At 38.2% G+C, this 23007-nt stretch carries 28 protein-coding genes and 1 riboswitch; of the genes, 6 read left to right on the top strand and 22 right to left on the bottom strand.

Annotated features, from left to right (window positions below; translation table 11 throughout):
- Window position 1: 1 nt before the first annotated feature.
- From ML543_RS10515 to ML543_RS10525, 3 genes are all read right to left on the bottom strand, one after another.
- Complete coding sequence (locus ML543_RS10515) at window positions 2-208, bottom strand: hypothetical protein (protein WP_243387320.1); 207 nt, start codon at window positions 206-208, stop codon at window positions 2-4.
- 168 nt (window positions 209-376) lie between these two features.
- Window positions 377-841 (bottom strand): TspO/MBR family protein, encoded by a 465-nt coding sequence (locus tag ML543_RS10520; RefSeq protein WP_243387321.1) that lies wholly within the window; start codon window positions 839-841, stop codon window positions 377-379.
- A 59-nt stretch (window positions 842-900) separates the two neighbouring features.
- Complete coding sequence (locus tag ML543_RS10525) at window positions 901-1719, bottom strand: uroporphyrinogen-III synthase (RefSeq protein WP_243387322.1); 819 nt, start codon at window positions 1717-1719, stop codon at window positions 901-903.
- Between the two features lie 188 nt (window positions 1720-1907).
- Between ML543_RS10525 and ML543_RS10530 the strand changes: the two genes are divergently transcribed.
- The gene (locus ML543_RS10530) at window positions 1908-2351 is read left to right on the top strand and encodes a universal stress protein (RefSeq protein WP_243387323.1); all 444 of its coding nucleotides are present in this window, start codon (window positions 1908-1910) and stop codon (window positions 2349-2351) included.
- Between the two features lie 209 nt (window positions 2352-2560).
- Here ML543_RS10530 and ML543_RS10535 read toward each other — a convergent pair whose 3' ends face one another.
- The 5 genes from ML543_RS10535 to ML543_RS10555 all read right to left on the bottom strand — a co-directional run bounded on the left by ML543_RS10535 (window position 2561) and on the right by ML543_RS10555 (window position 8740).
- A complete protein-coding gene (locus ML543_RS10535) occupies window positions 2561-3019 on the bottom strand; it encodes a threonine/serine exporter family protein (protein ID WP_243387324.1) in 459 nt (152 codons plus the stop codon).
- 14 nt (window positions 3020-3033) lie between these two features.
- On the bottom strand, window positions 3034-3753 hold the full coding sequence (locus ML543_RS10540) for a threonine/serine exporter family protein (RefSeq protein WP_243387423.1): 720 nt from the start codon (window positions 3751-3753) through the stop codon (window positions 3034-3036).
- Window positions 3754-3873: 120 nt separating this feature from the next.
- Window positions 3874-6756 (bottom strand): ATP-binding protein, encoded by a 2883-nt coding sequence (locus ML543_RS10545; RefSeq protein ID WP_243387325.1) that lies wholly within the window; start codon window positions 6754-6756, stop codon window positions 3874-3876.
- Window positions 6743-7114, bottom strand: a complete 372-nt coding sequence (locus ML543_RS10550; RefSeq protein ID WP_243387326.1) for a response regulator transcription factor — start codon at window positions 7112-7114, stop codon at window positions 6743-6745. The genes ML543_RS10545 and ML543_RS10550 overlap by 14 nt, the downstream gene beginning before the upstream one ends.
- A gap of 24 nt (window positions 7115-7138) precedes the next feature.
- Window positions 7139-8740 (bottom strand): GGDEF domain-containing response regulator, encoded by a 1602-nt coding sequence (locus tag ML543_RS10555; RefSeq protein ID WP_243387327.1) that lies wholly within the window; start codon window positions 8738-8740, stop codon window positions 7139-7141.
- A 298-nt stretch (window positions 8741-9038) separates the two neighbouring features.
- Here ML543_RS10555 and ML543_RS10560 point away from each other — a divergent pair, with 298 nt between their 5' ends.
- Entirely contained in the window at window positions 9039-9509 is a 471-nt protein-coding gene (locus ML543_RS10560) for an antibiotic biosynthesis monooxygenase family protein (RefSeq protein WP_279326639.1), read from the top strand.
- Window positions 9510-9630: 121 nt separating this feature from the next.
- The gene (locus ML543_RS10565; protein ID WP_243387328.1) at window positions 9631-10212 is read left to right on the top strand and encodes a TMEM164 family acyltransferase; all 582 of its coding nucleotides are present in this window, start codon (window positions 9631-9633) and stop codon (window positions 10210-10212) included.
- Between the two features lie 57 nt (window positions 10213-10269).
- Here ML543_RS10565 and ML543_RS10570 read toward each other — a convergent pair whose 3' ends face one another.
- From ML543_RS10570 to ML543_RS10610, 9 genes are all read right to left on the bottom strand, one after another.
- Window positions 10270-10497, bottom strand: a complete 228-nt coding sequence (locus ML543_RS10570; protein ID WP_243387329.1) for a hypothetical protein — start codon at window positions 10495-10497, stop codon at window positions 10270-10272.
- Between the two features lie 178 nt (window positions 10498-10675).
- Complete coding sequence (locus tag ML543_RS10575) at window positions 10676-11179, bottom strand: DM13 domain-containing protein (protein WP_243387330.1); 504 nt, start codon at window positions 11177-11179, stop codon at window positions 10676-10678.
- A 316-nt stretch (window positions 11180-11495) separates the two neighbouring features.
- Window positions 11496-11969 (bottom strand): glutathione peroxidase, encoded by a 474-nt coding sequence (locus tag ML543_RS10580; protein WP_341482358.1) that lies wholly within the window; start codon window positions 11967-11969, stop codon window positions 11496-11498.
- A 129-nt stretch (window positions 11970-12098) separates the two neighbouring features.
- Window positions 12099-12449 (bottom strand): CHY zinc finger protein, encoded by a 351-nt coding sequence (locus ML543_RS10585; RefSeq protein WP_419095373.1) that lies wholly within the window; start codon window positions 12447-12449, stop codon window positions 12099-12101.
- Window positions 12450-12468: 19 nt separating this feature from the next.
- Window positions 12469-13098 carry a response regulator gene (locus tag ML543_RS10590; protein WP_243387331.1) on the bottom strand — a complete coding sequence of 210 codons (630 nt, stop codon included), beginning with the start codon at window positions 13096-13098 and terminating at the stop codon, window positions 12469-12471.
- Window positions 13091-14122 carry a sensor histidine kinase gene (locus ML543_RS10595; protein ID WP_243387332.1) on the bottom strand — a complete coding sequence of 344 codons (1032 nt, stop codon included), beginning with the start codon at window positions 14120-14122 and terminating at the stop codon, window positions 13091-13093. The genes ML543_RS10590 and ML543_RS10595 overlap by 8 nt, the downstream gene beginning before the upstream one ends.
- On the bottom strand, window positions 14119-14844 hold the full coding sequence (gene liaF / locus ML543_RS10600) for a cell wall-active antibiotics response protein LiaF (protein WP_243387333.1): 726 nt from the start codon (window positions 14842-14844) through the stop codon (window positions 14119-14121). The genes ML543_RS10595 and liaF overlap by 4 nt, the downstream gene beginning before the upstream one ends.
- 118 nt (window positions 14845-14962) lie before the next feature.
- The gene (locus tag ML543_RS10605) at window positions 14963-15610 is read right to left on the bottom strand and encodes a PspA/IM30 family protein (protein ID WP_243387334.1); all 648 of its coding nucleotides are present in this window, start codon (window positions 15608-15610) and stop codon (window positions 14963-14965) included.
- Window positions 15611-15625: 15 nt separating this feature from the next.
- The gene (locus tag ML543_RS10610; RefSeq protein ID WP_243387335.1) at window positions 15626-15964 is read right to left on the bottom strand and encodes a lmo0954 family membrane protein; all 339 of its coding nucleotides are present in this window, start codon (window positions 15962-15964) and stop codon (window positions 15626-15628) included.
- Between the two features lie 180 nt (window positions 15965-16144).
- Between ML543_RS10610 and ML543_RS10615 the strand changes: the two genes are divergently transcribed.
- Both ML543_RS10615 and ML543_RS10620 read left to right on the top strand, forming a co-directional pair.
- The gene (locus ML543_RS10615) at window positions 16145-17005 is read left to right on the top strand and encodes a DUF6612 family protein (RefSeq protein WP_243387336.1); all 861 of its coding nucleotides are present in this window, start codon (window positions 16145-16147) and stop codon (window positions 17003-17005) included.
- A 184-nt stretch (window positions 17006-17189) separates the two neighbouring features.
- A riboswitch (cobalamin riboswitch) is annotated at window positions 17190-17367 on the top strand.
- A 143-nt stretch (window positions 17368-17510) separates the two neighbouring features.
- On the top strand, window positions 17511-18098 hold the full coding sequence (locus ML543_RS10620; RefSeq protein WP_243387337.1) for a GNAT family N-acetyltransferase: 588 nt from the start codon (window positions 17511-17513) through the stop codon (window positions 18096-18098).
- A gap of 576 nt (window positions 18099-18674) precedes the next feature.
- Here the strand turns inward: ML543_RS10620 and ML543_RS10625 are convergent.
- From ML543_RS10625 to ML543_RS10645, 5 genes are read right to left on the bottom strand one after another with little or no spacing between them, the layout of a single operon-like run.
- On the bottom strand, window positions 18675-19616 hold the full coding sequence (locus ML543_RS10625) for an ABC transporter permease (RefSeq protein ID WP_243387338.1): 942 nt from the start codon (window positions 19614-19616) through the stop codon (window positions 18675-18677).
- Window positions 19609-20526, bottom strand: a complete 918-nt coding sequence (locus ML543_RS10630) for an ABC transporter ATP-binding protein (RefSeq protein WP_243387339.1) — start codon at window positions 20524-20526, stop codon at window positions 19609-19611. Before ML543_RS10630 ends, ML543_RS10625 begins: the two co-directional genes overlap by 8 nt.
- Entirely contained in the window at window positions 20523-21227 is a 705-nt protein-coding gene (locus ML543_RS10635; protein WP_243387340.1) for an ABC transporter ATP-binding protein, read from the bottom strand. The genes ML543_RS10630 and ML543_RS10635 overlap by 4 nt, the downstream gene beginning before the upstream one ends.
- On the bottom strand, window positions 21224-21595 hold the full coding sequence (locus ML543_RS10640) for a GntR family transcriptional regulator (protein ID WP_243387341.1): 372 nt from the start codon (window positions 21593-21595) through the stop codon (window positions 21224-21226). Before ML543_RS10640 ends, ML543_RS10635 begins: the two co-directional genes overlap by 4 nt.
- A 3-nt stretch (window positions 21596-21598) precedes the next feature.
- Window positions 21599-22318 (bottom strand): hypothetical protein, encoded by a 720-nt coding sequence (locus tag ML543_RS10645; RefSeq protein ID WP_243387342.1) that lies wholly within the window; start codon window positions 22316-22318, stop codon window positions 21599-21601.
- Between the two features lie 263 nt (window positions 22319-22581).
- Between ML543_RS10645 and ML543_RS10650 the strand changes: the two genes are divergently transcribed.
- The gene (locus ML543_RS10650; protein WP_243387343.1) at window positions 22582-22998 is read left to right on the top strand and encodes a (deoxy)nucleoside triphosphate pyrophosphohydrolase; all 417 of its coding nucleotides are present in this window, start codon (window positions 22582-22584) and stop codon (window positions 22996-22998) included.
- Window positions 22999-23007: the final 9 nt, after the last annotated feature.

Genomic DNA, 23007 nt, shown 5'->3' on the forward strand with positions numbered 1-23007 from the left:
TTTATCTAACTGAACCTTTATAAAGAAATTCTAACGCTTTTAATTCTTCCATTAAATCTTTTCGAATGGTTTGATACTTTGTATATGTTGCATATGTTATATCTTTTTGCTTTTCTGCCATCAGTGATAACTGCTCTATATGATCGTAAATTTTGTGAAAACTTTCATCTAGTAGATAACTCATAGGAAAACTATTTTTTGTACTCAAATAATTACATCTCCTTCCCTATATTTCCACAAAATAATTATCGGTCCTTTTTCTTTTTTGTTTACCACTATTTTCATAGTCAGTCATTTATACCCATGATTTTTTCCTTATGTATTTACAGTAATTTGAAAATACACTTATTAGAAAAATAATTTCTTAGAAAAAATCCTAACGATTTAACCAGTAGATTTTGTACGCTAAATAAGAAGCAAACGTACTCCATAAGGCATATGGAACAAGTAAGATTGCGCTAAGCTTCGATATCGGTTTGGCCAATACAATGAGCCAAATAGAGGTCAACGAAACAACCATCGTCACAACCATTCCAAAAAAACGAGATCGCAACCGAAAAAAGACGAAACTAAAAGCTAAGTTAAACATGTAATTAAATATGAAAACGGTATAAAATATAGTCGTCTTTTTATGCGCGCTCTTTCGTTCATACACAAACGCAACCGAAGCTGCTATGAACAAATATAAAATACTCCAAACTACTCCAATGACATGCCCAGGAGGAGTCCACTTTGACTTATTTAGGCGGCGATACCACATAGGACGCTTCGGTGAAGTTGCCGAAAATAAAAAGGATCCCGCATAAACAAGGAAAAAGACGAGACCTGTTGATTTTCTCATATGTACCCTCATTTCCCTTTTTCTCCTTAGTTTCATGCGAGACCTACAATTTATTCATTCTATTTAGCATTTATTCTCTGTTGAAAGAATCGGTCTAGTTCGACGATCATCGCGCCCATCCGCTCATGCTCTGGCATAATAATACGCTGGATACCCCTTTCCGTTAATTCACTTCCTGTTACTTTTCCTACTGCCAACGCCACTACATCTTGATTGAACGCATTGATAAGTTGACCCAGTACGCCTCTTTCTTCTGCTATTTGAAACAAGACCCTCACTTGCGGGGAAGCTGTAAACGCTACAACATCTACTTCTCGCCTTATGATTTCACTGACCAATTTCACGACGAGGTCTGGATTGGGAACAACCGTCTTATATGGTAAAATTTCATTTACTTTCGCCCCTTGAGCGATAAAAAAGTTCGTCAACCTCGGAACCGGTTCACCATGTAGTTGAACGAAAATACGTTTATTCGTAAATGTGTGTTGTTGTAAGACGCGTAAAAGCCCTTCATTTGTTCCATCGTCGTCAACAGCATTGGGTGTAATTCCATGGTTTTTTAAAACTTGAAGTGTTTTATAGCCCCTTACAGCAATGTTCGACTTCTGTAATTGCTGTAGGAATTGATCTTTTAACTGAAATGTGTGAGCTGCTTCGATTAAGGTTGATGTTCCAATCCCAGTTGTTAGCACAACCCAATCTGCACCCGTTTCAACAAATGTTCGAATCCCTTGTTCCATCTCCTCGGGTGAACACTTAACGGTCTTTTGAATCGGTCGAGGAACTGCTATTCCTCCTCTTTTTTCAACCATTGTTCCAATCTCTTCTAACTTTCTTGATCCTGTTACGGCCACTCGTTTTTCATCTAAACTTGCCAATCGAACTCAACTCCCCTAAAACCTCTTTTCTTAATGATAAAAAGGATCATAGGATACGTCTACATTTTTTCAGAATATTTAAGAATTGACATTATCATTCACTACACTGACACATTGGATAAATGAGCATTTCTTCCATTGTGGTACAATGAATGTGTAATCCATATTTTTCTAAGGAGGAATGGGAAATGAGTTTTCACTATCGTAACATTGTCGTAGCCATTGACGGATCCGAGGAAGCAGATCGCGCATTTAAAAAATCTCTACCGATTGCGAAAAGAAACGATGCAACTTTAATCATTACACATGTATTGGATGATCGATACGGGGTTGTGACAGCTTATGCCCCAGGTATCATTGATGAAGTTGAAATACGGGCAAAAGAGCTTTTAGAGAAATATGAAGTAGAAGCAAAGCAAGCTGGCATTGACAACGTTGTTACATTTCTTTCCCACGGTTCTCCAAAGGTGAAAATCGCAAAAGAAGTTGCCCCAAAGTTTGATGCTGACTTAATTATTTGTGGAGCAACGGGACTAAGTGCTGTTGAACGAATCTTGATTGGAAGTGTTTCCGAGCATATCATCCGCTTTGCTCAATGTGATGTACTCGTTGTTCGACAAGACGAACATTAAGGTGCATATTTTCAAAGGTGTAAGAAAAGCGCAAGTCCTTAGGCGAAGGGCGCTTTAGGACCTGTGAGGAGGCTTCCGTCGCCACAGCAGGGCCAAAGCGACCCGAGCTGATGGCGCTTGGAGCTAGACACCAAAAAAACTGGAAAGAGAATACTTTAACACTTTATTGAACTTAAACTTTCGGTAACAATAAGAAAATGGGAAACCCGTTATGATGGATTTCCCATTTTTGTATGACGCATCGATCTCTCTTTTTTCACGAACACTTGGTTTAAAACTTCAGAAAATACAAGTCCCATTGCAATAGCTCCTGATATCATAAAAGCAACAGAGGCAAATTCAATCGCTTTCGTGTAATCGTGCAGGACAATATGCCGCATCGCATTATACGCTAAACCTCCCGGGACGAGCGGAATGATGCCAGCTACGGAATAGATAATCATTGGCGTTTTATACATTTTAGCAAAAATATGACTAATAAAAGCGACAATGACAGAGGCAAAAAAAGTCGCAAATACTTGATCAAATTCGTATTGAACAAGTGTAAAATAAAAAATCCATCCAATCGCTCCAACGATTCCACATTGCCAAAGGGTTCGACTCGGTACATTAAAAATAATGCCGAAAGCGGCTGATGCAATAAACGCGGTTACCCATTGTTCAATCATACCGTCACCCCCATTTAAATTGATAACACGACAGCAATCCCTGCCCCGATTGCAAACGCAGTTAGACAGGCTTCCGCACCTTTTGATAGTCCAGCTACTAAATGCCCTGCCATCAAGTCCCTCACTGCGTTTGTTATGAGAAGGCCTGGAACTAATGGCATAACTGAGCCGATAATAATTTTGTCTAAGTCCGTACCAAAATGAAAATAAACAAGAGAATAAGCGACAATCCCAATTACAAAGGATGCGAAAAATTCAGCGAAAAATTTTATTTTAATAAGTGAATGAATCCATAATAATGTCAAAAACCCTAGGCCGCCAGCAAGCATCGCTGGTAAAAAGTCAACCCATAAACCTTGAAACATAATGAGAAAACAACCGCTCGATAACGAAGCTGCTGTTACTTGTATCCATGTTGGGTAATGATCATTTCGCTCATCTGCAACTTTTAACTGTTTAAAAGCTTCTTCCACCGAAATATGTCCACTACTAATTTTTCGAGATATTTCATTTACGACGACTACTTTATGTAAATCAGTCGTTCTTTCAGGAATACGAACGAGTTTCGTCTGTTCTAATTCCGGAATTGAAAAAATAATACCCGTCGGCGTGACAAAGCTTTCGCAATGCGCTACACCAAATGCTTTAGCCATTCGCATCATCGTATCTTCTACTCGATACGTTTCTGCTCCATTTTTCAGCATTATTTTTCCCGCTAGCAAGCAAACTTCCATGATTAACTTCGAATTTTGCACTAGTACCCTCCCTAAATGACGTTTTCTCTATTATATACGAACAATGACATCAAATCATATTAGAGAGGGGTGCCCAAAATGGAGCACCCCTACCATCTATTATTCGTCTTCATTTTCTTCTTCATCTGGCATCGGAATGAGAATTTCCCCACTTTTTTCTTGCTTTAACAAAATGTGAAGAATGATTTTTGAAAGCTGACTTGGCTGATAAGGCTTTACAAGATAATCGGTAGCACCGAGCGTAATTCCTTTCTCTCTTTCTTCGAGAGCTGACGAGATTATGATCGGTATGGACGTAAAGGCTGGATCTTCTTTCATCTTTTTTAATATATCCCAACCAGACATTCCGCCTTCCTCAAGCATAATATCTAGCACAACTGCATCTGGCTTCTCATTTTTCATGGATTTCAATGCATCTTTTCCATTTTTAAAATGATGCACCTGAAAACCACTTTCAGAAAGTTCATGTGATAATAAAGCTGCAAGGTTAATGTCATCTTCAATGACGGCTACGTTCATTCCATCAGTATCTATTTCCACTTCTCTATAGGTTTCTAACGTAATAAGAGGGAACATGAGTGTAAAAGTACTCCCTACTTTTTCTTCCGATGTTACGTTTACTTTTCCATCATGAGCTTTCATTATTTCTTTTACAATCGCTAAGCCAAGGCCCGTTCCACCAATGCGTCTTCGGTCCGAATTATCTACTCGATAAAACTTTGTAAAGAGATTTGGAAGGGCTTCTTTCGGGATACCGAGTCCTTCATCAGCTACATCTACTTTCAAATTCCCTTCTTGTTCATATAAACGAACCTTGATGTCGCCACCATTAGGTGAATATTTGATTGCATTGCTAATAAGATTCGTAAATACTTGTGATAACTTGTCACGATCCCCAAGAACAATGGTCCAATCCGTTTCTTTTTCAACGACAATTTGATGATTCGGTGCATTGACTTTTTGGGTATCGATTACGCTCTGAATAATTGGAACAATATCTTCATATCGCTTATCATACGTTTGACGCCCAGACTCCATTCGCTGTACGTCTAAAAAGTCGTTAATTAAAGACGTTAAGCGCTTCGCCTCTTGATAAATCGTCATTAAATATTTTTGTTGTCTCTCCGGCTTCAATTCTTTATTTAACATTAATTCCGTAAATCCAAGAACGCTTGATAACGGTGTTCTCAATTCGTGACTAACCGTACTTACAAACTCGGACTTCATTTGGTCCACTTCAAACTCTTTTGTAATGTCACGGTGAACAAAAATCGTTCCAAGCTGCTTGGAACCGTGGAACAAGGCTTCCGCGTACACTTGAATGACTTTTCTTTTGTCCTTCAAATGGTACGTAATGGATTTGGATTGATCCTCTTCTTGGAACAACACATTATCTAAAAAGGCTTCAAGTTCCTTCGGTTCTTCCACTTGTTTAAGAAGTTGGTTTCGCCATGATTCGTAGGAAGCTAAATGAGTCCCAGACTGCTGTTCTGTTAAAAGCTTCGTCATTTGTGAATTAATCATAAGACTAGAGCCTTGTTTATCAACGAGCTGAATCCCTTCTTGGATATTATTTAAAATATCTTGTGTCATGCGACGATCCTTTTCAGATTCCTCGAATAAATGAATTTTTTGAAGGGAAATGGAAATTTGTTTTGTTAAACTTTTGTACTCTTCCATCTCATCAGCCGTAAAAGCTTTGCCAAATCGACTAAAAACCATAATGGCTTCAACCTCTTGCTTAGCTGAAAGGACTGGTAAGAAGATATCGTAACTAAAAAGATTTTCTTCATGAAAGCCTTTCTCTGGAGGCGAGAGCTCACGTTTAAACGTGAATGGTTCTTTTTCTTCAAACAGTCGTTGATGGATACCGTTGTCTATGAATTGAATAAACTGTTTAACCCCATGTTCTGAAAGACCGAAGGAGGCATATGTTTGACGATCATTAACTAATACGATCATGCCTCGAACGGCATTCATCACTAGCGCCATACTTTTAACAATGCTGTTTAATACTTCGTGTTTATCAAGAGAATTCGAGATTCCATGGATGAACTGGTTTCGATGTTCGAGCTGCTTTTCCCTTAGTTTCATCTTTTCCAATAAACTTTCCAATTCATCCTGCTGATACTCTAGTTCGTCTTGCTGTGCCTGCAATTCTTCATTTTGCGCCACTAAATGTTCTTCTTTTTCTTGAATACTATAAATCATCTTTTCAAACGCTCTGGACAAGGTACCAATCTCGTCTTTTCGACCCGTCGCAAATTTCCAATTAATCACTTTTTCGTCTTGTGAAAACTTTTCCGCTGCGCTTGCCACTTCATTCAGAGGCTTACCAATTTTTCTTCCCATCGTCCTTAAAATAAACATAAGAATTAATAAAATGAATAGAATAAAAGCTACATAGAAAAGGCGGCTAATCATTTCACGTTTTTTCAAGTCATCGTAGGCTGTATCAATTTGATTTTCAATTGATTGATGGTACTGTGCTAACTGATTTTGAAATCGTTCGATAGCTGCTGTTCCACCATTTTCAGAGGCAAGAACGACAGCTTCGTTATCACCGTTTTCAAATGCAAGAATCGCATTTTTAGCTAAATCATCAAAATAATACGAAAAGAAAAGTTCGGCCTCTTCAATAAACACTTCATCTTCCGGTTCATTCCCGATAAGCTTTAACTGTTTAATCGAATCTTGAACAACTTCACGTTGTGCATAAAAGCTTTGCTTGAACTCTTTCCGTCCGAATGCAAAATATCCTCTCGCATCAAAAAAGGCTTGCGTAAACTGCTCATTCAACCTTTCCGCACATTCTTCTTTTTTATCTAACGTAAGTTTTAGCCTTTCGTATTCCCGTGTAATTAATTGATTATAGGTTCCGAGAATTGCCGACCCAAAAAAGAAAAGAATAATAAAGCCACCTAGCAATCCTGCAAATTGTCTTTGCAAGCTTTTTTGAAAGTACTTTTTAATGTTTTTCATCCAAAATCTCCTCCACTCGCTTCACTAAGTCGAGTGGGCTATACGGTTTTTCCATAAAATAATTAGCCCCGGCTTGCATCACACGCTCTTTATCGGATAATTGGCTTTTCGCCGATAGCATCATAATTTTCACATGTTGTTTTCCAGGCATATTCCTGACTTTCTCAATGACCTCTAATCCGGTGCATAATGGCATCATGTAGTCTAATAAGATTAAGTCGTAATCATTTTTCGTAATTAGATCAATCGCTTCTTTTCCATCACTTGCTTCATCCAATTCGTGTCCTTCGTCCTCCAACGTATCGACAACGAGCATACGCAGAACATCTTCATCCTCCGCTAATAAAATTTTGGCCATCTAAACTTCCCCTTTCTTACCAAATTACATCATACGCTGGAGCATTTTTTCAATTCTCCCTATAATCTCATCAAACTTAAAAGGTTTTGTCATATAATCATCTGCTCCAAGTTCAAGCGCTTTTGCAATATCTTGATCACCTTTTCGAGACGTAAGCATGAGAACACGATAACGATTAGCATCCTTCTTACTTTTCAGGTTCGTTAATACTTCCAGTCCATCCATATTTGGCATCACCCCATCTAAAATGACAAAACACGGATCACCTAGGTGCCAATCAGACTGAATGAACGCCTTCCCATCTTTATACGTTTGTAGTTCAATTTTCCGTTTCGGATTCAATGGCAGCTTTTTAATAATATCCGCCATCACGGTTCGAATGATTGGATCATCATCTACTATCGCCATTTTAACCGTTTTTTGATGCTGCATAACTTTCGGTTTATCAGCTTGCTCAATACGGTTACGTCCGTTGTTTTTCGCCTCATAAAGAGCTTGATCGGCTAGTTCAAGCCACTTTTCAAACGGCTTTGTCGCATCTAAAATTTGGACAACGCCAGCAGAGAACGTGCATGAGAAGGATTCTTCTTGATGAAACACATACTGGCTGAAGTTTTCACGTAATCGATTGAGTACTTCCATCGCTTCGTCCACATTTGTTTTAGGAAATAAAATAACGAATTCCTCGCCGCCATACCGAAAAACGATATCTTTTATTCGCGTTTCACGTTTTAAAATATTGGCAAACTCTTTTAATACAACATCTCCTACTAAATGACCGAACCGATCGTTCACTTTCTTAAAGTAATCAATGTCCAATACAGCCAAACTATAATCTTCTTTAGAACGTTTCCACTCATTTTGAACTTGAGCATACGCCTGCTTTAAGTATTTTCTGTTGTAAACATGAGTCAATTCATCAAGAAGGAGTAATTCATCAATTTGCTTCTTACGCTCTAACTGCCTTTTAATCCGAACGATAAATTCATCTAATTCAAACGGCTTATGAATGAAATCATCCGCTCCCATTTCATAACTCTTCATTCGAATTGACTTCTCTTTCTCCACACTAACCATAACTGTCGGAATAAATTGTTGTTTCAGTTTTTGTTTTAAAAACTCTAACACTTCAAATCCATTTTTCTCGTTCATATAAATGTCAATAATGACACAATCTGGCCTAACATCGTAAAAAGATAGAATTGCTTTTTCCGGATTCGCGATGGCGACGACATACCATCCGATTGCTTCTAACTTTTCCTTTAAAAACATTAAGAATGAGGTGTCATCGTCAATGATTAATAATACAGGCTCATTGCTATTTCTCACCTTCGATTTCGTCAATGAAGTGTTGATACCTTCTTCATATTCATAGCAATCTTCAATAATCTCAATTAAGTATCGTTTTACCTCTTCAAATGTCCACTTTCTATCTGATGTTTCATCTAATTGCTCCATTAAAACTCTTGCTTTATCTCCAATCTTCTGCAAACCGATAATTGACGATGTCCCTGCTAATGAGTGGAGAAATCGATAAACTTCTTCATTTGTTATTTCGGACAAAGATTCCCATTGCTCAAGCTTCGTCCGAATATTATTAAAAAAATGCTGCTTATATTTATCCATGTGAATTCCTCTTTCTATATGGAATTTGCGCAAAACAATGGAATTGAGTGAACGCGCGGAATTACAACCGAAGAATTATGTGAAAAGGTGCCTACTGTGACAATCTACAGACTGATTTGGGGTTGAGACAATGGATGATTTTTTGTGCAACACTAAAGTTTGAAGAATCTTCTATATATTTCTATTATACTTCTTTATAGAGGAAAGCAACACACTGAATTATGCCAAAACGTGCTTTCGTTATGAGTATCCTTTATACTGTAGGTATTATTGGAAAAGTAAGGGAGGATGGATATATATGTTCATGTATATGTTGACCGAAAAGCCGGAAGGCAAAGGTATGATGCTTCAAAGTGAAGAAGGAGCCAGCTACCTATTAGAAACTGACATTGAAAATGATATGTATAACGGACTTAAATATCACGTGCTCGATTCCGTCGGTACTTTAGATGGACAATTGGTCGTTTGTAATCATATTCCCGTATCACCTGAAGGTCGATCCACCTTTGAAGACCGATTCCAAAAGCGTGCTCGACTCATCGAAAAAGAGCCTGGGTTTAAAGCGATTCGTGTTTTACGTCCTTTGACGGATGATACATACGTCATTATGACTGTCTGGGAAAATGATCAAGCCTTTTTAAACTGGCAACAATCGAAAGCGTATGATCAAGCGCACAAAAAACGAGAAACAACCGCTGGAGTCGACCAACAAAAAAGCATCTTCCCTCGCCCTTCCTTTGTGAAAAGGTATTTAATGAAAGGCATCTAAAGACACCAGAAATCATGCGGTCGCTATAAAAAGCTCACCTCCTCAAAGAGGTTTAAAAGAGCTTTGCGGACCGCATTACCTTTTAGTGATTGCATAATATTGATAAAAGGAGGAATTTTTTGTGCCTAAGACCTTTCGTTTCGGGATGAGTTTTGCCATTATAATTGGTTTCATTTCATACTATTTTGTTGTTATCTCAACAAACCAGTTCGAACCGAGCTATGCTTTACCCTTCCACTTATGTCCACTCATGCAACTTTTCACCTTATATGCACTAATGAAAGATAAGAGGAATTGGATTGAAGCGATTGTATATCCATTAATTATCGGCCCGACGCTAGCTCTTTTGTTTCCAGTAGGAACCTTTCATTTAGGTGGATTTTTCACTTATTATTTTGTTTATTATCACGTTCTCCTTATTCTTACCGGTTGCATAGTTTTATGGTGGATGCGCTTTTCAACGACTCGTAAGCATATCATTTCAGGGGCTTTGTTCATCTTCGTTTGTGACCTAATTGCCTTACCAATAAATTTTCTCACAAACGGTAATTACATGTTTATCGGAGCACCGATTATTCTGCCGCCACTCGCTTACTATCTTACGCTCTTTGTATTCGTTTGGGTATTTTTAATCGTATTTCATTTGTTAGTAAAAGGAGCAAGAGGAACAAGAAATTATGTGAAGGCACACTTAAATGTTTAAGAAGTCATCATAAAGTTGGTGATGCGTTGCTATTGCCAATGAACCCATCTATAAATGTTACTTATAACGATCTTTGTTCGTATGATACGATGTGCGGTGCACATAATCAGTCGTTTTGGAGTAGGCCCAAAAACCAATGAAATTGGCAAGTAGCATAAAGAAAGCACCGAGAGCTAACGCCACTTTGTAAAATTGTAAAAAGAATAAAACAAAGGATGAAATTAACGATAAAATCAAAGCTACTAGTAAAATGAGTTCTACACGCCTCTTTACCTTTTCAGCCATTTCAACACCCCTTTTTCCATATATAGGTATACACCTGTAGTATACCTATATATTCAGAAAAAATCACGTGCTGCTCAAACAATGTTATCCCATACATCTCAACACTACCACACCGTTTGATACTAGCATATGGCTAAATAGTTAACTTCTTCTCCATTGAGACTATTCTCTTAGCTCATTACAAACTTTCTTGTTGCAAAGTCGCATATCCGAAATCCACATCGAATTGCTTGCACCAGATGACAATTTTATCTCCAGGCTCAATTAAAATATCACTAGCTATCTCATAATTTTGATTCCCTACATTGCCTTTTAATTTACCGAGGGAAATGCCTTCACTCGTTTTTTGCTCACCTTTTACTAAATAAACATATAAATCAGGACCGTTTGTCGACTCAAACTGTTCAAATCGGATGTACTGTTCCTTCTCATAATACGTTACAATACCTTCCGCGTGGTGAATTTCATCTACTCCAACAAACTCTCCCATTAATGGTGGCTCATGAGGCTCTTCCTCATTCGCATCTTCAGATGGCGACACTTCACTTTCGGTCACATTTTCTGTTAATTCTTGATGGAGTGGCTCTTCATCTACTACATCATCAAAAAATAACGGAGAAACAAGGTACCATCCAACAGATAAAATAAGAAGTCCGATTAAAACAAAAAACACTTTTTTCATTACTACCACACTCCTCACCCATCTTTACATTAACTATACGCTATAACTATTCGAAATCCCTAACAAAATACTTCAACAATTCTCTTCTAGCTGAGGAACCTAATAAGAAAGCCGCAAAGCGCAAGTCCTTAGGCGAAGGGCGCTTTAGGACCTGCGAGGAGGCTTCCGTCCCCACAGCAGGGCTGAAGCGACCCGAGCTGATGGCGCTTGGAGCTAGGCACCAAAAAAACGGTAAAGAGAATACTTTAACACTTTATTGAACTTAAACTTTCTGTAACAATAACAAAAAAGATGCCACACATGGGCATCTTACGCTTTAAGCAAGTAATTGTTTTACATTTTGTTCAAAGTCCATAGGTTCCGTTGAAGGTTCGAAACGTTCGACAACGTTTCCGTTTTGATCGATGAGGAATTTCGTGAAATTCCATTTAATTTCATCCCCAACAAGCCATTCTGGATATAGTTCAGCTATTTTTAGTTTCAATAACTTTTCTGTAATGTTTGCTTCATCAAACCCTTTAAACGGGGCTTCCTGTTTTAAATATGTAAATAACGGATGAGTATCTTTTCCATTCACATCGATCTTAGTGAAAATTGGAAACTTAACACCATAGTTAATTTGACAGAAAGATGCAGCCTCCTCACTTGTGCCAGGCTCTTGAGCGTCAAATTGGTTACACGGGAAGCCGAGGATTTCAAAACCTTTCTCTTTATACTTATCATATAATTTTTGAAGATCATCGAATTGAGGGGTGAATTTACATTTGCTCGCTGTATTTACAATTAACAATACCTTCCCTTCAAACGAAGATAAAGGTACTTTTTCTCCATTTTTTAACAGCTTCGTATTGATAGACGGACATGTGCTGACTCTCCTTTAAACAATTTATCAGGTAATAATTATTATAAATTGTTACCGTCAGCTTGTACAATGATTTGCTTCTGTCTCAAAATAAAGATGACGATGCCTTCCACACCCTGGATTAAAGGAGATTTGACATTTCGGACATGTGTAAGCACTATGAAGATATTCTTCAATCGTTAATTCTTCGCCACATCCACCACATAATATTGCTTTTTCATCAAATTTCTCTTTTGGCCAAACTTTTGACTCGCCACACCCACATTCTTCGTGACATTTGTAGCAGGGATAATACGTTTGGCAACAGTAAAACTTAATGGCGATGACGTCTAATTTTTTGTGATAATGTGTGCAGCGAGTCACATTATCTACCACTCTTCCTTTGACCATTTTTCCATGAATCATCATCGGACGCATCCCCTTCCCTTTAAACTAACTCATGTTTAAAAGCATATATCACTGCTTGTGTCCGATCTTGAACTTCCAGTTTACTCAATATATTGCTTACATGTGTTTTCACTGTTTTTAACGCTATAAATAGTTCGTCTGCAATTTCTTGATTTGTTTTCCCTTGGGCAATGAGTAGCAAAATTTCTAGCTCTCGATTAGTAAGATCTTCGTGCAAATGTTTTTTCACAGGGTTTCGCATTTTTTTCATTACTTTTTCCGTCACTTCCGGCTCAAGAACCGTTTGACCTTTGTACGTTTTTCGAATGGCTTCTGCTATGTCACTCGCTTTAGATGTTTTTAACAAATAACTAGTTGCCCCTGCTTCAAGTGCTGAATATACTTTTTCATCGTCAATAAAGCTTGTCACAATAATAATTTTAGCCTCAGGCCATTGACGAATAATTTCCTTCGTTGCCTCAACGCCGTCCATTTCCTTCATCACTAAGTCCATTAAAATAATGTCAGGACGCAATCTTAGCGCACAGTCAATGGCTTCTATTCCATTCTCTGCTTCTCCAATCACTTCAATATCTGACTGTGTGTTTAAGTAGGAAGCAACACCGATTCGTACCATTTCATGATCATCGACAAGCAGCACCTTAATCATTATCTCCCTCCAAAATAGGTATTTTCACTTCTAGTCTCGTTCCTTTTCCGGGTAAGCTTACGACGTGAAAAGTTCCCCCCATTTCAATTGCCCGTTCACGCATTGTTTGTAAACCGTAGGAAGTTGTCTTCGATTCTTCGATATGAAAGCCAATACCGTCATCTACCACTCGTAAGATGGCAAATTGATCCCGGACGATAAGTAGAACATGAATGTTCGATGCTTTTGCATGTCGCAATGTATTCGAGATCGCTTCTTGTAATATGCGAAACAAATGATCCTCAAACCCTTTTTCAAAGGAGTAAGATTCCATTTTCCACGTAACGTTAAGTGGCACTTTCTCCTTCAGCTCTGTTAAAAGCTCTTCGATCCCCTCTTGTAGAGACTTCCCCTTTAAAGGAACAGGGCGTAAATGAAGAAGTAATGCCCGCATTTCTAATTGTGTTTGCTGAATAATTTGCTCAACCATTTTTAATTGCTTTTCCAATGGAGAATGATGAACATCCATTTCGTTCATCGCCGAAATTAACATAGATGCTGCAAATAATTGTTGACTAACAGAATCATGAAGTTCTCTAGCAAGACGACTCCGTTCTTTAACAACCGTTTCATGAAGTAGCTTTTCATGTCCTTCAGCGGTCTGGCTCGCCTGTTTTTGCGCGAGCTTCGTCTGTTCTTGATATTGCTTCTGCCATTTTTCAATCTTGTCTAAAATGTCTTCTACTTCAGAGACTCGACTATCCTCTGGACGTTTCGTACTAACGATTGAAAAGCGTGATAATGATCGGTCAATATATAAAAATTGCTTCTTCCAAAACCATCCGAAAATAAGACTTAACAATATGCCCATCACCATAAACAGAAAAAGTAAGGCGAGAGCGAGTGGGACTCCTGCTACCTGGTCCTTCCACCATATAGACCATTGCTCAATTGGATATGTAATGAAGAAAAAAACTAGCACACAAGCCGTCATAAATAGTGATGACAATACTCCAAATAAGAGGTGACGTTGAATTACATTCATATTCGCTTCACCTCTAAGTGTCCAGCAAACATGGACGTCATAATCTTCACCTTTTGTGAGGCTGTATCGTAGTCTTTCGTTCTGAACATAATGGATTCGTTCAAGACTCGTTCCTCAATTTCATCAAAGATTTCCACCGTTCCAGCTAAAATAGACACATGTACCGATACACCAATTTCATAAGGAACGAGAATTTGAACATTGCCAAGGCCGTGACGAACAAATATAACTGCTTGTTCATCATGAAAAACAGATTGACTGACATCAACTACTAAGTCTCCGACAAACCCTTGAATATTTACATCTTCCCATTCATAAGCGTCTCGTTGCGTGCGCTGTCTGCCGATGAACTTATTTTGAAAAAAAGGCTTCCGTATCAAAACAGTTTCGGTATTTCGTTTTAACTGTCGTCCCTCTTTTATGACGAACACAGAATCATGCCTTTTTTGTTTCACATATAAAAGTACAAGATAAAAAAGAAAAGCAAATAACACCCATCGCACAGCTAACGAATGCAGCATCGCAATCGAAGCGTTGAACACACCTATCCAAAATAATCCTTTTCCAATCCACTTATGGTAATATTTTTTCCCTACGTATAGGAATAGAAGGGAAATGATCAGAAAGTAGAGAGTATCTTCGTCTAGGAACAAAACTTCGAATAGTAATAAGCCAATTGCAATGTATACAATCCACATCCAATGATGATGCGTAATTCTCATCGAACTCTCCCCCTTTCTGATGAATTGGAAATGTATTGAACTCGCATTTTTACACCGATAAACCATCAGTTACATGACTGATGGTTCACTTTCTCTCTACATATTTAGCATATCATGTTTATTGATTCGTTTGGATTGCTTCTTTTTCATATAGCTTTCCCTCTAACTCTTTTATCTTTATATCAAACGTACTTTCCATATGCCGAGCGTTTACTTTATGCTCCAGTTCGGTTAAATACTTCTCCATCTCTTCAAAGCGCGTAAAGGTCTTATTCGTATAAGTGTCTCCTTCAAGTACTTGATTCATCCGATAGTTGGCACGAGCACTGTTTTCTCTTCCCATTAGTTCGAGCTTTTTCACATGCATGTCTTTTAACTTATGGTTCATTTTTTCGTATTTTTGTACGAGCGCTTCTAATTCATCTTGCGTTTGAACTTTCAATTCTTTTAGTCGTTCTGCACGCTCACTGTAAACACCCTGTTCTTTCACTGCATAGTCATAAAGATCCTTTGCCCCTGCTTGTTGAGCGATGGACGCTTGCTGCTTTCGTTTATTCGCCATTTTCATTGCTTCCTGCCACTCTTTTTCGTATTCCCTTACTAACGTTTCATGGCGTTCTACAAGTACTTTTGCTTTGTCTACCTCTTTTTCACATTGTCGCAAATAGTAATTTAACATCGCCATTGGATTTTTTTGTTCCTTTTGCTCCAGTGCTTCATATAAATCAGCTTCCACAATGTGTTTTAAACGTGAGAGAAAACCCATCTTCTATACTCCTCCTTAATTATTTTGTAACTTTTCCCATTCACGCTCAAAGTTCGTAAACGGATCTGATTGAACTTGTTCTTCTTTTTGTGGCCAATGTTTGTGAATATAATATAGGCCCATTAAGGCTACAAGACCTAATAAAGCCGGTAAATTTGCCAAGCTGATAAGTCCAGCCACACCTATCACAATCCCAAGGATTGCTTTCAATGTTTTGCTCTCTGTTTTTTGGAACTTTTTTAAAGCGTAGTAACAAATGGCTAGCGTGATGATTAGAGCTATCATAGGCCCTAGATGGGCAAGAAATAAACAGACTAAAAGCACTCCAAGTACAATCATCATGAATTTTTTCACGAGCAATTCCTCCTTTCTTACTCCCATCGTACCTTTATCTTCCTTTTTCCATAACGAGCCTCAGCTTTATTTTCATCTAAGACTTGAGACGTAGGGGCAAAATCCATTTTTTGCAACTTCAAACAAATCCCAAAAAGTGTTAATATATTACAAGTGTGATAGAAAAGAATGGAGGAAACTATGATGGTTAAAAAGCTATTAATGGCAGGAACAATTTCAGCTGCCCTATTTTTAGGTGGGTGTGGGTCTTCTGAACAAACAAATCAAGAATCCACTTCTGAAAATAAGCAAGCAGAAACAATGACAGCTGAACAAGTATTAATAAAGTCAAGCGAAGTTTCAGCTGAAGTAAAAAACTTTGAAATGATTGCAAATACCGATATGGTCATGGAGATTGACGGAGAATCCATTGATGCCAACACGGAAATTGCTTCTCAAATCAACCTTGACCCGATTTTTGCTTACCAAAAAATGAATATGGAATCTCAACAAGAAGGCGAATCGATTGAAATGGAAATGTATATGACAATGGATGAGCTATACTTTTACACACCTGAAGAAGATATGTGGATTAAAATGTCCAATGATGAGAACGAAATGCTAGAATTAGCTGAGATTCAACGAGAAGCTGATTTCAGCCAACAGCTCGAACAGATGAAGCCGTTTGCTGACAGCTTTCAAGTAACAGATAAAGGTGACGTGTATGAGCTTACTTTCGCTGGTGAGGGAGAAGAGCTTCAATCCTTTATACAAGATGTAGCACTTCAAAACATTGACGCTGAACAGGCAGAAATGATTCAACAAACATTAGAGCAGGTTAATTATGATAGTATTGAATACAGCTATACGATTAACAAAAACACCTTCTATCCTGAAACATTGATCATGGATATGACAATGACTGTGGAAGAAGATGGTTCTACAATGAAAATGTCTTTAAAAATGAATGCTAGTTTTGCGAAATTTAATGAGCTTGGTGACCTCTCCATTCCGGAAGAAGTTCAAAACAACGCAACAGAAATGAATCTTGATGATTTTTAAGTAGAGAAATAGAATAAGTGTTTTCCTAATAAATTAAAAAAATCGTCCACTCTGTAAAGATTGGTCGATTTTTTCTTTTCTTCAACTAGGGAAGGTGGTGGAAGGGCAGAGCTGTACGTTTGGGCACACACTTTTTTCATTGCTGAATTTAATGCCTGTATAGTATGATGAAAAAGAATAAGAGGAAAATACCGGTAAATAAGGTGTCCAATATGGACTTAATAGGGAATCTGGTGAAAATCCAGAACTGTCCCCGCAACTGTAAGTGTGGACGAAATAAGCAAACCACTGTCAAAAGACGGGAAGGGCTTAGAGTAGAAAGACGCACAAGTCAGGAGACCTGCCTTATTTATAACGTCAAATCTTCTTCGGGAGTTAGGAGGATTGCACGAGGGTATGTTAGTTAGCTTGTCTACTAATCTATCACCGTTGTCGTCTCCCATCTTCCACATCGTGGGAGATGTTTTTTGCTTCCGAACATATTTCACATTAGGAGGATGGAAGCATGAAGATTGCAGCTCATCTAAACTGGATTTACAGCCGGCCACAAGTCATTCACACATTAACACACCTTTCCTTTCATCAGAACTTAAACCGTTTTCGTGAACCAGACAAACAACAAAAAGCAATGCTTAAAGCTATGATTTCCGATGAAACGACCTATATGGCGTTAGCCGTACACACCAACAAAATTGTCGGTTATGCGATTGTTTTGCCACCCGAAAAAGATGAACGTTGGCGTAAACTTTCCTATCTTAGGATGCTTGGAGTCATTGAAGTAGCTCCTGATTACAGAGGCCACAAAATTGGGCAAACGTTGTTACACAATTTGTTTAAACATGAAGAACTAGAAAATATAATTGTCGTCTCCCTCGAGTATTGTTGGCATTGGGACCTTTCGATGACAAACGGAGACCCTTTTCTATATATGCACATGCTGAAACATGTTTTACAATCAAGTGGATTTGAAGAGTATGAAACGAACGAGCCTGACATTGCCTGTTATGATGTGAACTTTCTTATGGCTAAAGTCGGTTCAAGAATCACTAAAGAGCAACTGAACACTTTTAAAAATCTGGCGAAACTGTATTAATTGTTAAGAAACATACATGATTTTACACTCACACCCCGGACATGAAAATTTATTCTCCCCGGGGGTTTTTCTTTCTACCATCTACCTATCATGATCGATCATTCAGCTCATAGGTAATTTTTATTTTCACAGAAAAAGCGCAAAGCGCAAGTCCTTAGGCGAAGGGCGCTTTAGGACCTGCGAGGAAGCTTTCGTCGCCACAGCAGGGCCGAAGCGACCCGAGCTGATGGCGCTTTGCGCTAGACACCAAAAAAACGGTAAAGAGAATACTTTAACACTTTATTGAACTTAAACTTTCTGTAACAATGAAAAAAGGCTATCCAATAAGGACAGCCCTTTTTTAACATAAATTAATTTCGGTTAATCTCATCCGATAGCGGACGCTTTCCGAATTTGCACAGGACGTGTCCGCTTTTAGCAGAGGTTCAATTATCGCTTCCTCCACTCGCATGCTCGTCTGTGGAGTCTTCGGCTCAAAGCTGTCCCGTTGGAGTCGCTACTAGCTATCGTCCCTGATTTCGTTTAAGGAGACTTATCAGACAGCCTCATGACGAAACTCTTTCATATTTAGATTTTCTATATGGCAACATCCCGACGATTGAAAACGAAGAAAGCAAGAAATTGAAACAAGATAAAATAAAAAATTAACATCGTTAACGAGAAAGTCATCGTCATGCCCGGTACCAATGGCTCACCGTCAATGTATTCAACTAAAACCGTATTTGCAAAAAGTAGATATTTCGCCCACTCAAATTTCATTGACACAAAGTACGTCAATTGATAACCGGTAAACATGAGAAAGATTGAAAACCCAATGGCAGTGGAACTATTTCGAAAGACGCTCGAAAGCATGAAAGCCATAGTCCCAAGCATCAGTACATGTACTAAACTTAATGCATACGACATCATCATGTAGAGCCCCATATTCATTTCCGTAACTTGTCCATCTAGATATAATAATTTCGGCATCGGTTCACTAGGTAGGCCAAACAATACAGCACCGACAATCACAGCTGTACAAAACAGCATGATGGTCATAATTAATGAAAAAATCACAACCGTCATATATTTCGAGAGGAGAAGTTTCGATCGACTTACCGGTCGAATTAGCAATAATTTCATCGTCCCCCAATTAAATTCATTCGCCACTATACCTCCAGCAATGATAATGACGAACATTCCGGCCAAATCCATGAATGAAGAGCTGATTTCAACAAAATCCCATAACGAACTCTCTGAATAAGGAGATAAGTTATGCTCAATTTGGTATTCGTTTATAGCTAATTGCTTTTCTAAATATAAAGGAGCACCCTCCCCCATTTCTTCTAGTTGAGCCTTTAATCCGTTATTCTCAGTTTGTAGTTCTACTTTCCAATTATCCGGATGTTCAATTTTTTCCTCCATATAGTGAATAAAAATACCTGCTGCAATGACAATTAAAACCGACAGCCCAATCATGACATACGTTCCTATTCGCTTGAATATTTTCATAAGCTCATTTTGAATGAGATTAAACATGTAATTTCGCCTCCGTTTCACCTGTCACCTCTAAGAAGCGATCTTCTAAGGATTTCGTTACTTCTCGAACCCCGAAAATTTTTACTCCGTGATGAACAAGCATACTTATCAGATTAGGAATCTCTTCTTTAGATGTAGTTACTGTTAGATTGGCTCCCACTACTTCGCATCTGTATTCCATCCGAATAATCTCATTAGCTCGCGCCACTTCTGATACTTCAAATAAGAATTCTTTATCCGCTCCTTGAACAAAATCGGATACACGCTGAACTTCAATAAGCTTCCCTTTTTGGATAATACCAATCCTGTCACACATCATTTCCATTTCAGATAACAAATGGCTTGATACTAAGATGGCCATATTCTTTTCCTTCGCTAAGTTCCGTAGATGATCTCTCATTTCACGTATGCCTGCAGGGTCCAATCCATTCGTTGGCTCATCTAAAATGAGTACGTTTGGCTTGTGCAGCAAACATTGAGCTAGCCCAAGGCGCTGCCTCATCCCTAAGGAATACGATTTCACTTTATCGTGGATACGCTCTTTTAATCCAACAAGTTCCACTATTTCATCAATCTCTTGCTTCGTTACCCCTTTTGACATTTTTGCGAAATGCCGCAAGTTATCATACCCACTTAAAAAAGCGTACATTTCTGGATTCTCAATTATGGCTCCGACATGCTGGACAGCCTGTTCGAATTGAGTACGAATACTTTTTCCACCGATGAAAATATCTCCGTCCGATAATTTCATTAAACCGACCATCATACGGATTGTAGTAGTTTTCCCAGCACCATTCGGACCTAGTAGTCCAAACACTTCTCCTTTATAAATATCGAAGGACATCGAATCGATGATTTTCTTTCCTCGAATGACTTTCGTTACGTTATCTAATTGTACAATCGGTTTCATTCCCTTCCCTCGCTTCCACATAATGTTTTCATCCATTCCTTCACAGACATTCCTTCTCTCTCCCGAATGACTTCTACCGATTGTCTCGAAAGGATTTTCCCTTCATTTATTAAAAGGACTTCATCTAACAACATTTCCATTTCTCCCACTTCATGCGTCGTAATGACAACCGTTTGATTTTCGTAGTCGATAAACCTTAGAAGCCCTTCCACAATTGTGTCGCGAACCATTGGATCTAACCCAGAAAACGGTTCATCTAGTAGCACAACCGGAGCGTTACGTGACAAGACTAATAAGAGCTTCACCCTTGCCCGATTGCCCTTAGATAATTGGTGTAATTTCTTATACCTGTCTAATTTCAAAAAAGATAATAACTTATCAACCTTTTCGTGGTCGAAATCATCAAATTGAGAAACATGAAAGTCGATCATATCTTGTACGGTAAATCCTCGATAGAACGTATCTAAATCGGACAAGTAGGCAACATGTTTGGCTATTTTCCGATTGACTTTTTGGCCATTAACCATCACCTCTCCCTTTGAAGGGAAAAGTAACCCCGCTATTAACTTTAATGTCGTAGATTTCCCACTTCCATTTGGTCCTACGATGCCGTAAATTTTCCCCTTTTCTAAAGAAAACGAAACATCACAGAGCGCATCATTCCGCCCAAACTTTCGCGACACATTCTGTAGTGTAATCATTTCTTCTCCTCCTCTAAATATGTCCCCAATGCAATCTTAATCTCGTGGGCTTGTAATCCAAGCTCTTTCATATTCCATACAAACTGCTCAATCATTGAATGCTGCAACTGACTCGTTAAATCCGCAATCACCATCTGATTTTCCGTTACAAACGTTCCCTGCCCCCTTCTCGTTTCCACCACATTCATCCTCTCCAATTCCGTATAAGTTCGTTGAATCGTATTCGGATTGACCCCCATTTGAATCGCCATTTCACGGACAGAAGGAAGTTTCTCTCCTTTCCTCAACTCTCCGCGCACAATTTGGTAATGAATTTTATCAATAATCTGTAGGTATATCGGCTTTGACGAATGAAACTTCTCTCCCATGTTTTACACCTCAACCTTACGTTCTAAAAGCTTTGCAGATAGGAAGAAAGCAATGAGCGTTAAAAGGATATAAAAAAACATAAGAACAGGATTTGTCGGCGTAAATCGGATATAAAACATATCGGTATATCCCATCACCTTCACCGATGTGCTTGAAAATGCCGGAATCTGGAGAATGAGATTGTAAGCCACTTGTAAACTAAAAATTATAAGTAACAAAAAGATGGTTCGAACCCAAGTCGGTGCGGATATAGAATAATAAACCGTCCATAAAAAGGTAGCGAATATACCTAGTAAGATGCTACCGATTACAATATCTAAAATTACTAACAACAATTCTCCTACTTGGGGTACAGGAACAACCTCTATCATATAAGGCAACAGAATAAGCAGAATAATCGTATTTAAGGTAAGGGAAATGAGAAAGTATGTGCTGGATGCCAACAATTTTCCTAAAAGAAGCATACTTCCTGAATGAGGATTATGGAGCCATTGGCCGTATCTTACTTCAAATTGCAAGGATTGTAGCATAAACCAAATGATGTAAAAGGCATGAAACCCAAATAGTGAGAAGGAAAGAAAATAAAAAAGTCCAAACTGTTGTGACCAATTGGCTGCGACTACCCCAATAATAAAAATTACACCAGTTGCGATCAGCACCCCGATAAACGTATTTTTTAAAAGTTTTAATTCTTTTTTGTACAAACCAATCAATACATCCATTTGAAATACCTCCAAAATTTGGTATTTTAGTGTTCTAGTTAGATAGTACACTATAACATTACCAAATTCAACAATATTTTCCATTAAACTATTTACTCTTATGAAATTTTTGGTTGAGTTGACAAAAATAAGAGGTTGAGGTCATTGCAAAATGAGAAAAAGAAACGCTTGAAAATATACCATATTTTTCATGTTGTGATTCAGTATTTTACATCCTGTTTTGATACAATTATGAAAACGACAAACGGAAGGAATTGAATTTGATGAAAAAAACGATACAAGTCGTTGCTGCGGTCATCTTTAATCATAAAAATGAAGTTCTTTGTGCTCTACGTTCCTCAAAGATGTCATTGCCAAACCTATGGGAATTTCCAGGTGGAAAGATTGAACAAGGAGAAAATCCAAAAGAAGCACTAGTTCGTGAAATTAGAGAAGAACTGGGGTGTACCGTCAAAGTATACGAAAAGATTAAAGAAGTTCACCACGAATACGAGAATTTTATTGTGAACTTACTTACATACAAAACGACAATTATACAAGATACTCCAATCGCAAAAGAGCACGCTGAGTTAAAATGGGTGCCCACTCACAAACTGAACACACTCAAATGGGCACCTGCGGATGTGGGGACGGTTGAAACATTGATAAATAAGACAATACGTTTAAACCAAGAAAAGTAAATGAATGAA

The sequence above is a fragment of the Bacillus kexueae genome, from assembly GCF_022809095.1.
Taxonomy (GTDB): Bacteria; Bacillota; Bacilli; order Bacillales; family Aeribacillaceae; genus Bacillus_BZ; species Bacillus_BZ kexueae.

Bases quoted from the DNA above. Each gene is read 5' to 3' on its own strand.
- ML543_RS10520 (WP_243387321.1), bottom strand. From the start codon at position 841: ATGAGAAAATCAACAGGTCTCGTCTTTTTCCTTGTTTATGCGGGATCC.
- ML543_RS10530 (WP_243387323.1), top strand. From the start codon at position 1,908: ATGAGTTTTCACTATCGTAACATTGTCGTAGCCATTGACGGATCCGAG.
- ML543_RS10535 (WP_243387324.1), bottom strand. From the start codon at position 3,019: ATGATTGAACAATGGGTAACCGCGTTTATTGCATCAGCCGCTTTCGGC.
- ML543_RS10540 (WP_243387423.1), bottom strand. From the start codon at position 3,753: ATGGAAGTTTGCTTGCTAGCGGGAAAAATAATGCTGAAAAATGGAGCA.
- ML543_RS10545 (WP_243387325.1), bottom strand. From the start codon at position 6,756: ATGAAAAACATTAAAAAGTACTTTCAAAAAAGCTTGCAAAGACAATTT.
- ML543_RS10550 (WP_243387326.1), bottom strand. From the start codon at position 7,114: ATGGCCAAAATTTTATTAGCGGAGGATGAAGATGTTCTGCGTATGCTC.
- ML543_RS10555 (WP_243387327.1), bottom strand. From the start codon at position 8,740: ATGGATAAATATAAGCAGCATTTTTTTAATAATATTCGGACGAAGCTT.
- ML543_RS10560 (WP_279326639.1), top strand. From the start codon at position 9,039: ATGTTCATGTATATGTTGACCGAAAAGCCGGAAGGCAAAGGTATGATG.
- ML543_RS10570 (WP_243387329.1), bottom strand. From the start codon at position 10,497: ATGGCTGAAAAGGTAAAGAGGCGTGTAGAACTCATTTTACTAGTAGCT.
- ML543_RS10575 (WP_243387330.1), bottom strand. From the start codon at position 11,179: ATGAAAAAAGTGTTTTTTGTTTTAATCGGACTTCTTATTTTATCTGTT.
- ML543_RS10585 (WP_419095373.1), bottom strand. From the start codon at position 12,449: ATGATGATTCATGGAAAAATGGTCAAAGGAAGAGTGGTAGATAATGTG.
- ML543_RS10590 (WP_243387331.1), bottom strand. From the start codon at position 13,098: ATGATTAAGGTGCTGCTTGTCGATGATCATGAAATGGTACGAATCGGT.
- ML543_RS10595 (WP_243387332.1), bottom strand. From the start codon at position 14,122: ATGAATGTAATTCAACGTCACCTCTTATTTGGAGTATTGTCATCACTA.
- liaF (WP_243387333.1), bottom strand. From the start codon at position 14,844: ATGAGAATTACGCATCATCATTGGATGTGGATTGTATACATTGCAATT.
- ML543_RS10605 (WP_243387334.1), bottom strand. From the start codon at position 15,610: ATGGGTTTTCTCTCACGTTTAAAACACATTGTGGAAGCTGATTTATAT.
- ML543_RS10615 (WP_243387336.1), top strand. From the start codon at position 16,145: ATGATGGTTAAAAAGCTATTAATGGCAGGAACAATTTCAGCTGCCCTA.
- ML543_RS10620 (WP_243387337.1), top strand. From the start codon at position 17,511: ATGAAGATTGCAGCTCATCTAAACTGGATTTACAGCCGGCCACAAGTC.
- ML543_RS10625 (WP_243387338.1), bottom strand. From the start codon at position 19,616: ATGTTTAATCTCATTCAAAATGAGCTTATGAAAATATTCAAGCGAATA.
- ML543_RS10630 (WP_243387339.1), bottom strand. From the start codon at position 20,526: ATGAAACCGATTGTACAATTAGATAACGTAACGAAAGTCATTCGAGGA.
- ML543_RS10635 (WP_243387340.1), bottom strand. From the start codon at position 21,227: ATGATTACACTACAGAATGTGTCGCGAAAGTTTGGGCGGAATGATGCG.
- ML543_RS10640 (WP_243387341.1), bottom strand. From the start codon at position 21,595: ATGGGAGAGAAGTTTCATTCGTCAAAGCCGATATACCTACAGATTATT.
- ML543_RS10645 (WP_243387342.1), bottom strand. From the start codon at position 22,318: ATGGATGTATTGATTGGTTTGTACAAAAAAGAATTAAAACTTTTAAAA.
- ML543_RS10650 (WP_243387343.1), top strand. From the start codon at position 22,582: ATGAAAAAAACGATACAAGTCGTTGCTGCGGTCATCTTTAATCATAAA.